Source organism: Pseudomonas sp. GL-B-26 (genome assembly GCF_019947405.1).
Lineage (GTDB): Bacteria > Pseudomonadota > Gammaproteobacteria > Pseudomonadales > Pseudomonadaceae > Aquipseudomonas.
Genome location: NZ_JAGYGJ010000014.1, coordinates 130,302 through 138,689, shown reverse-complemented (window position 1 = coordinate 138,689; position 8,388 = coordinate 130,302). Strand labels below are relative to the sequence as shown.

The following is an 8,388-nucleotide window of genomic DNA, read 5'->3' as shown; positions in this document are numbered from 1 at the left end:
CGCGAATGCGGTGTGCCAGTCGACAACAATGCTGAATGACACACCGCATTCGCGAGCAAGCCCGCTCCCACAGGGTTATGAGGCGACTTGGCGGACAAGTAGCAACAGTAAAAAATGCAGCGGATACAGCGCGTACGCCCAGCGACGCATCGGTGGTGGAGGTTTGAACTGGCCGGCGTGGCGCAGCAAAAGCAGGCCGGCCAGTGGCGCGATCAGACAAGCGGCGATGCCGAGGATAGCTTCACTGTTGTGAAACCACGCGGAGGAATACAGCACTTGCCATTGATTGGCTGCCAGACAGACCAATCCCGGCAACAGGCTGAAATACCAGGGCCGCCCGATCACCAGCAACATCGCCAGCGGCAACAGCACGCCGAAAAAGCCGAACATCAGTCGCTCCGGGAACAGCGCCGCCAGCAGCAAGGCGCCTGCCGCCAACAGTCGCGCTTGCAGGGTTCGGTCCTGCCAGCCACGGGCCACCAGCAACCCCAGCGCCAACGTGGGCAGCACGTTCAAGGTGTCGGGATCAGGAATGTACATCCGATACGGAATTTCGCTGATGGCGCTAAACAGCAGCAACCAGCCCAGGTAACGCCACTGGCCGTCCGTCGTCACCGCACGGGCCCGCGCCAGGTTTGCGGCCATTGCCAGACAGAACCAGGGGAACGCCAGTCGCCCCGGCACATACAGCAGATCGACGGAATAACCGACATATCGCAGGTGATCGAGCACCATGCTCAACAGCGCCAGCCACTTGAGCAGATCCAGTGCCCCATCCCTTCGCGTCATGTGCATAATCGCCTGTCGTCTTTGTATTTTTCTGACAGCATCATCCCGTGTGCGCTCCTGACGATCTTGGGTAAAGTGCGCACCATCATTGACCACGGAACTCTTCACCATAAGAGCCCCGAACACGGAAGCCGGCCATGACCGATAAGAGCCAACAATTCGCCAGCGACAACTATTCCGGTATCTGCCCTGAAGCCTGGGCGGCCATGGAACAGGCCAACCACGGCCACCAACGCGCCTACGGCGACGACGAATGGACCGCACGCGCGTCCGACGATTTCCGCAAACTGTTCGAAACCGACTGCGAAGTGTTCTTCGCCTTCAACGGTACCGCGGCCAACTCCCTGGCCCTGTCGTCGCTGTGCCAGAGTTACCACAGCGTGATCTGCTCGGAAACCGCCCACGTCGAAACCGACGAATGCGGCGCACCGGAATTCTTTTCCAACGGTTCCAAGCTGCTCATCGCCCGCACTGAAAACGGCAAGCTGACCCCGGAATCGATCCGCGAAATCGCGCTCAAGCGCCAGGACATCCACTACCCGAAACCGCGCGTCGTGACCCTGACCCAGGCCACCGAAGTCGGCAGCGTCTACACCCCGGAAGAAATCCGCGCCATCAGCGCCACGTGCAAAGAACTGGGCCTGAACCTGCACATGGACGGTGCGCGCTTCTCCAACGCCTGTGCGTTCCTTGGCTGCACGCCGGCCGACCTGACCTGGAAGGCCGGCGTCGACGTGTTGTGCTTCGGCGGCACGAAAAACGGCATGGCGGTGGGTGAGGCGATTCTGTTCTTCAACCACAAGCTGGCCGAAGACTTCGATTACCGCTGCAAACAGGCCGGGCAACTGGCCTCGAAAATGCGTTTCCTGTCGGCGCCGTGGGTCGGGATTCTGGAAAACGACGCCTGGCTCAAATACGCCCGCCACGCCAACCACTGCGCGCAGCTGCTGGCGGAACTGGTCAGCGACATTCCAGGTGTGGAACTGATGTTCCCGGTACAGGCCAACGGCGTGTTCCTGCAACTCTCGGAACCGGCCATCGCCGCACTGACGGCCAAGGGCTGGCGCTTCTACACCTTCATCGGCAACGGCGGCGCACGCTTCATGTGCTCGTGGGACACCGAAGAAGAACGCGTACGGGAATTGGCGGCGGATATTCGCGAAGTCATGTCCCGCTAAGCAGCAACCCGATCCTCTGTGGTGAGGGGATTCATCCCCTCGCCACAAGGTTCACGTCCACCCCACCCTCCTGCGCTTGCTCCATCGTCTACATTGTTTGTCGAGCCTCCGCTCAGACAACAATAATCAGGAGCGCACGCATGTCATTGAAAGGCAAAACCCTGTTCATTACCGGCGCCAGCCGTGGGATTGGTCGTGAGATCGCGCTGCGGGCGGCGCGGGATGGGGCCAACATTGTGATTGCAGCCAAAAGCGCCGAGCCGCACCCCAAGTTGCCGGGCACGATTTTCAGCGTGGCCAAGGAAGTCGAAGCCGCGGGCGGCAAGGCGTTGGCCTTGCAGGTGGATGTGCGTGATGAAGTCGCGGTGCGTGAGGCACTGGCCAAGGCCAACGAGCATTTCGGCGGCATTGATGCGCTGATCAACAATGCCGGGGCGATCAAGCTGACCGGGGTTCAACACATCGAACTCAAGCGCTTCGACCTGATGCACCAAATCAACACCCGCGCCGTGCTCCTGTGCAGCCAGGCCGCCCTGCCCTATCTGAAGAAAAGCAGCGGGCACATCCTCAGCCTGTCGCCACCGCTAAACCTGGCCACCAAGTGGTTCGCCCAATACAGCCCGTACACCGTGACCAAATACGGCATGAGCATGCTGACGCTGGGCATGAGCGAGGAATTCAAGAACTATGGCATCAGCGTCAACTCCCTGTGGCCGCAGACGATGATAGCCACCGCCGCCATCGAGTTTCAGCTGGGGTCACGCGAGTCGTTCAAGCATGCGCGCACGCCCGCGATCATGGCCGATGCCGCCCATGTGATTCTGAGCAGCAGCGGTCGCAGCATTACTGGGCGATTGCTGATTGATGAGGAAATTCTTGGTGAACACGGGGTGACGGATTTTGAACCGTATCGGTTTGCGCCTGACACAACCGACCCGCTGATGCCGGATTTGTTTGTTGGTTGAGTGATTTAGGGTGTCAGTTAGATCCGCCCCTCACCCTAACCCTCCCGAAACGTCGGACCGCCCCAAGGGGCGAGGGGACTGACTGTGGATTTCTTTAGAAAATTTGCGACCTGAGATATCGAGGTGAGCTCAGGTTTTGAACAGCATGAAGATCTGCTCCCTTTCCCCCTCTCCCCTGTGGGGAGAGGGCTGGGGTGAGGGGTGGATCTTGAAGTTGACTACCCTTCCAGACTTCCATCAGAACTCGATCCGCACATCCCCTTTCGGCACGCTGCAGCACGAAAGAATGAACCCTTCCGCTTCGTCTTCCTCAGTGATCCCGCCGTTGTGTTCCATGTCGACTTCACCACCGAGCTTCATCACCTTGCATGTCCCGCAAATCCCCATCCCGCACGCCTTCGGAATCAACAGGCCCAACTTGGCCGCCGCAGCGTGAACGGTTTCCCCCGGTGCCACACGAATACTCTTGCCAGACGCCGTGAACTCCACCTGATGCAGATCCGCCACATCGATTTCCGGGGCGTCGGCCGCTTGTTCAGCGTGTTCCACGGCGTCGGCGCGGGCCTCTGGCGGGGTCGCGCCGAAGGATTCTTCGTGGTAACGCGACATGTCGAAGCCAGCGGCTTCCAGCAAGCGCTTGACCGCATTCATATACGGCGTCGGGCCGCAGCAGAACACTTCGCGCTCAAGGAAGTCCGGCGCCATCAATTCAAGCATTCTGTGGTTCAGGTAACCGCGATAACCGGCCCAGGGCTCGCCCATGCCATGCTTCTCGCAGATCAGGTGCAGGCTGAAGTTATCGATCCGCGACGCCATGTGTTCCAGTTCACGGTGGTAAATGATGTCTTTGGGCGAGCGGGCGCTGTGGATAAACACCATGTCGACGTTGCCGTTGGTGTCGTAGAACCAGCGAGCCATCGACATGACCGGCGTGATACCGACACCGCCGCTGAGGTACAACACCTTCGGCGCAGTGAAGTCCATGGCGTTGAACAGCCCGACCGGCCCGTGCACCGCCAGCTCCTGGCCTTCGTGCAGGGTGTCGTGCAGCCAGTTGGAGACTTTGCCGCCCGGCACGCGCTTGATCGTCACCGAAAAGCTGTATGGCACCGACGGTGAGCTGGAAATGGTGTAGGAGCGCATGATCGGCACCCCTTCGATTTCCAGCTCCAGGGTGACAAACTGCCCCGGTTTAAAGAAGAACAGGATTGGCTGGTCAGCCATAAAACAGAAGGTGCGCACATCCCAGGTTTCCTGGATGACTTTGACGCAACGGACGATGTGTCGACCATTGGCCCAGGTCTGGGTGGTTACCGGATTCAGGAAGCTGTTGGACATGCTGTTCTCCACCGCCGATGGTCGGCCTTATGTTGGCGATTCTGCGTATAGCGCGAACCACCCATTTACCTATCTGCGACATTCACATACTTATCGCGACCAGCCTGCATCTACCGGGGGTTGCGCGTCGGGAACAGATTGGGCCATGTCGCCCATGGATAAGGTTCCGGGCAACAGCGGCCCCACACTCGCCCCATACCAAGACACAACCTTTACACCTTGCGTAGCAAACCTGATTAGCCACTTTCGCCGGCCACACAGAATGGCCTTGAGGATTAAATGATGGACGTCACCACTACCCTGAGCCTGGGCGATCCACTGGAACCCGCACGCAAGGCCACCGCGCAGATGCTGCAAGAGCGCGAGCGTACTTTCTCGCTGCCGCAGCCGTTTTACTCTGACGAGCGGCTGTTTGATATCGACATGCAGGAAATCTTCCAGAAAGAGTGGTTGATTGCCGGCATGGCCTGCGAAATCCCGACCAAGGGCAACTACCTGACCCTGCAAGTCGGCAAGAACCCGATCATCGTGATTCGCGGCGCCGAAGGCGTGATCCATGCGTTCCACAACGTCTGCCGTCACCGTGGTTCGCGGCTGTGCACCAGTGAAAAAGGCAAAGTCGCCAAACTGGTCTGCCACTACCACCAGTGGACCTACGAACTGGACGGTCGCCTGCTGTTCGCCGGCACCGAAATGGGCGCCGACTTCGACATGAAGGAGTACGGCCTCAAACCGGTAAACGTGAAGACTGCCGGCGGCTACATCTTCATCAGCCTGTCGGAAAATCCGCCAGCCATTGATGACTTCCTGTCGACGCTGAACCATTACATGGAACCGTACGACATGGAGAACACCAAGGTGGCGATTACCACCACCTTGATGGAAAAAGCCAACTGGAAACTGGTGCTGGAAAACAACCGCGAGTGCTACCACTGCAACGCGTCGCACCCGGAACTGCTGAAAACCCTGCTGGAATGGGACGACGTCACCGACCCGCGTGCCGATCAGGCCTTCAAGGACCACGTCGCCGCCTCCGCCGCTGCCTGGGAAGCCGAGAAGATCCCTTACGCCCACGCCAGCTTCGGCCTGCGTAACCGCATCGTGCGCATGCCGCTGCTCAAGGGCACCGTGTCGATGACCCTGGACGGCAAACAGGGCTGCGCCAAACTCATGGGCCGCATCAAAAACCCGGACCTGGGCTCGATGCGTATCCTGCACTTGCCGCACTCGTGGAACCACTGCATGGGCGACCACATCATCGTGTTCACCGTGTGGCCGATCAGCGCGCAGGAAACTATGGTCACCACCAAGTGGATCGTCCACAAGGACGCCGTCGAAGGCGTGGACTACGACGTGGAGCGCATGCGCCAGGTCTGGGATGCGACCAACGATCAGGACCGTCGTCTGGCCGAAGAGAACCAGCGCGGCATCAACTCCACGGCTTACCAGCCAGGCCCTTACTCCAAGACCTATGAATTTGGCGTGGTGAACTTCGTGGACTGGTACAGCGAGCGTTTGCTGAACAACCTGGGCGCGGAACCTGCGCCTTACCTCAAAGGGGTTCCGGTTCAAGGCTGACCGATCCCGCTGAGACAAAAAACCGCGAACATGTTTCGCGGTTTTTTATTGTTCAAATTTCGATCAATCGCTTTAGAGCTGCCGCTGGCATGGGGCTGTAGCGGTTCGCGAACAAGTTATCCACACCTTCGCCCACAGCAAATGGGGACAACTCGGCTTACCGCACAAATTTTCTCCACAGAAACTGAAGAAAATCCGTGACTTATCCAGAAGCAGGGTTTTGAACAACGATTGGTTGTTTTTTGATCTAAAGCCTGGAAGGCACGTTATACGTGGCTTGCAGAGGATGGCGAACACCTTATCCACAGAAGTGCCAACAGACTTTGGGGGCAACTTGGGCGGATCTGTGGAAAACCGTTGGAAGCCGCGATAAATCAGGGTTTGCGCGAGGTTTATCGGCTTAAAACGTTGATTTGATCGTTTTTTGATCAATCGCCTGATAAGCCCGTTTTATATGGCCTGTAGACGACAGCGAACATCTTATCCACAGATGCGCTAACAGAGATTGGGGGCAAGTATTGGTTCGCGTACAAAGTTATCCTCTGGAAAAAGCCTGAAAAAACCGCGAGTTAGGTTGGTTATTTTTTGTACGAAGGGTTGCAGGGCTTGATTTGTATGGTGTGTAGCGATGGGCGAACACGTTATCCACAGAAGCACTAACAGGGATTGTGGGTAACCGCGATCAGGTCCTGTTGAAACACGAGCGACCCGAGTCGATATCAAGATTCAACTCATGGTCATTGAATGCACCCCACCCAAGCAAAAGCGAAGGCACGTACTGACCCAGCAACAACGACGGAGGAATCGTAAAGTCCGGGTAGTAGTTGTAGGTGATCCGTTGGATATGTCCCGCCAGGCTCAATTCACCCTTGAAGGTTTGGGAACGCGGCTTATCGGTGACATGAATGGGCGAGTTGCCCGGCGAGGACGAAGTCAGGTAATCAACATTGCCAGTGTCGATAATCGCCGGCGTGGCCCGACGATCCAGGCGTGCGGCAATGGTCAGTCGTTGATTGATGTCGATACGCGCATAGGTAATTGGCGAATCACATCGCGCGGGAGGTTCGGCGTTAAGCTCCAGGGTCTTTTTGGTGACCTTCAAACGCCCCAACTTACCGATCAGATCAAGCCCCAACAGGTTTTCCCGGTCACTGACAAACACCAGGACGTTTCTGAACTCGCTTGAGCCTATCTTTAAAGACTCAAAGATCCCGAGTTTGGCCGACAGGTCACGTTCACCATAAAACGTGCTGTAGCCATAGTGAGAGTCGGTTAATAACCTGACTCCCATCAGCTTCGCGGTTTCGTGGTTGACCCGGGTTTGCGGTGCGCCGGTGTCCAGAATGAAGCGTGACGAGACACCATTGGCCGCTTTGACATCGAGGTAGGCCAGCACCTCGTCTGTGACGTGAGCGTCACTGGCGTAAGGATGGATCACAAGTACCTCGTGCCGCGTCGTTCTTGTCACCGAAAAATCGCCGACCGCCCGCAGGGTCGCGAGGGATTCGCTGCCGAACATGGAAAACATTGCGTTGAGCTCAGGGTCATTCGCGATTGCCTGAGCGTGACGTCGCTTGATCGCCAGATAGTATTCGGGAATCTGGTTTGCGGTTTTGGCCTCGAACATTCGGGCGAGAACGGAGACTGAACAATTCAGGTTGTCTTCAGCATCCAACACCTTGGCGCATTGCTGTTTCAGTTGCACCAAGGACGCTTTTTGTCCCTGTTCGGACGCTAACCATGTGTAAAAATCAGGAGCTGCCGGCCGGGTATCAGCCATCGAACTTGATGCTGCACAGATAAAAAATGCAAGCAGCACCAGAGACGACTTTAAATTCACGCCGCCGATCAGACATGTCTCACGCCGACTGACCGCTTTCATGTTCAACCCATTCTTGAAAACGAGTTTTATGAATTAGCGCTGCGGCAACCCTGAGCAGCTCATAGAGAAATGTAGCTCACTAGGGCCGATACATCAGATAGGCCTCACCCGTGACCCGAATCATCGGATGGGGAGTGATCTGGCAGATATCGACGATACGAAAGCCATGTCGCTCGTAAAACCGACGGGCGCCGGTGTTCACGGCGTAGTCGATCAGGCTCAAGCCATTGAGCCCCAGCTGGTTGGCACGGTCGTAAGCGTAGGCGAGGAATTGCTTGCCCAGGCCCTGGTTTCGCCAGCCTTCATGCAGCGCCAGGCTGGAAATATAGAGGGTGTCGGGGATTTCCATCCTGGCGTACGGCGCCAGGACTGGATCGGTCACTGGAGGCGCCAGCGGATCGTGACGCATCACGTAGCTGTGCATCATGCCAATGACGTTTCCATCAGCCTCGGCGATGAGGCAGTTCTGATAAGAAAAATCGACGTCGTCACGGGCGTAACGACTGGCGCCCACGTCCAGTAAATCCTGACCGGGTTGCGCCAGTTGGCTCCAGATGTAATCCGCAGCGCCTTCTGACGAAATCTGGAACAAGCGAGCAATCTCCCGCGCATCCGCGCGCAGGGCAGAACGAAATTCAACAGCCATTTACCTGCCCCC

At 57.5% G+C, this 8,388-nt stretch carries 7 protein-coding genes; 3 read left to right on the top strand and 4 right to left on the bottom strand.

Translation table 11 applies throughout. The features are described from left to right. Nucleotides 1-75: 75 nt before the first annotated feature. Entirely contained in the window at nt 76-795 is a 720-nt protein-coding gene (locus tag KGB23_RS12020; RefSeq protein ID WP_223431233.1) for a TraX family protein, read from the bottom strand. 131 nt (nt 796-926) lie between these two features. On the opposite strand from KGB23_RS12020, the gene KGB23_RS12015 reads away from it, so the two are divergent. Both KGB23_RS12015 and KGB23_RS12010 read left to right on the top strand, forming a co-directional pair. Beyond that, entirely contained in the window at nt 927-1,967 is a 1,041-nt protein-coding gene (locus tag KGB23_RS12015; RefSeq protein ID WP_033053959.1) for a low specificity L-threonine aldolase, read from the top strand. Between the two features lie 140 nt (nt 1,968-2,107). Further along, entirely contained in the window at nt 2,108-2,932 is an 825-nt protein-coding gene (locus tag KGB23_RS12010) for an SDR family oxidoreductase (protein WP_223431232.1), read from the top strand. Between the two features lie 237 nt (nt 2,933-3,169). Here KGB23_RS12010 and gbcB read toward each other — a convergent pair whose 3' ends face one another. Then, on the bottom strand, nt 3,170-4,270 hold the full coding sequence (gene gbcB, locus KGB23_RS12005; RefSeq protein WP_223431231.1) for a glycine-betaine demethylase subunit GbcB: 1,101 nt from the start codon (nt 4,268-4,270) through the stop codon (nt 3,170-3,172). A gap of 282 nt (nt 4,271-4,552) precedes the next feature. Here gbcB and gbcA point away from each other — a divergent pair, with 282 nt between their 5' ends. Next, nucleotides 4,553-5,848: a glycine-betaine demethylase subunit GbcA gene (gene gbcA / locus KGB23_RS12000; protein ID WP_033053441.1), complete on the top strand. Its 1,296-nt coding sequence runs from the start codon at nt 4,553-4,555 to the stop codon at nt 5,846-5,848. Between the two features lie 682 nt (nt 5,849-6,530). Here the strand turns inward: gbcA and KGB23_RS11995 are convergent. Both KGB23_RS11995 and KGB23_RS11990 read right to left on the bottom strand, forming a co-directional pair. Continuing rightward, on the bottom strand, nt 6,531-7,730 hold the full coding sequence (locus KGB23_RS11995) for a retropepsin-like aspartic protease (RefSeq protein ID WP_223431230.1): 1,200 nt from the start codon (nt 7,728-7,730) through the stop codon (nt 6,531-6,533). A gap of 79 nt (nt 7,731-7,809) precedes the next feature. Beyond that, nucleotides 7,810-8,376 (bottom strand): GNAT family N-acetyltransferase, encoded by a 567-nt coding sequence (locus KGB23_RS11990; RefSeq protein ID WP_223431229.1) that lies wholly within the window; start codon nt 8,374-8,376, stop codon nt 7,810-7,812. Nucleotides 8,377-8,388 lie beyond the last annotated feature (12 nt).

Bases quoted from the DNA above. Each gene is read 5' to 3' on its own strand.
- KGB23_RS12020 (WP_223431233.1), bottom strand. From the start codon at position 795: ATGCACATGACGCGAAGGGATGGGGCACTGGATCTGCTCAAGTGGCTG.
- KGB23_RS12015 (WP_033053959.1), top strand. From the start codon at position 927: ATGACCGATAAGAGCCAACAATTCGCCAGCGACAACTATTCCGGTATC.
- KGB23_RS12010 (WP_223431232.1), top strand. From the start codon at position 2,108: ATGTCATTGAAAGGCAAAACCCTGTTCATTACCGGCGCCAGCCGTGGG.
- gbcB (WP_223431231.1), bottom strand. From the start codon at position 4,270: ATGTCCAACAGCTTCCTGAATCCGGTAACCACCCAGACCTGGGCCAAT.
- gbcA (WP_033053441.1), top strand. From the start codon at position 4,553: ATGGACGTCACCACTACCCTGAGCCTGGGCGATCCACTGGAACCCGCA.
- KGB23_RS11995 (WP_223431230.1), bottom strand. From the start codon at position 7,730: ATGAAAGCGGTCAGTCGGCGTGAGACATGTCTGATCGGCGGCGTGAAT.
- KGB23_RS11990 (WP_223431229.1), bottom strand. From the start codon at position 8,376: ATGGCTGTTGAATTTCGTTCTGCCCTGCGCGCGGATGCGCGGGAGATT.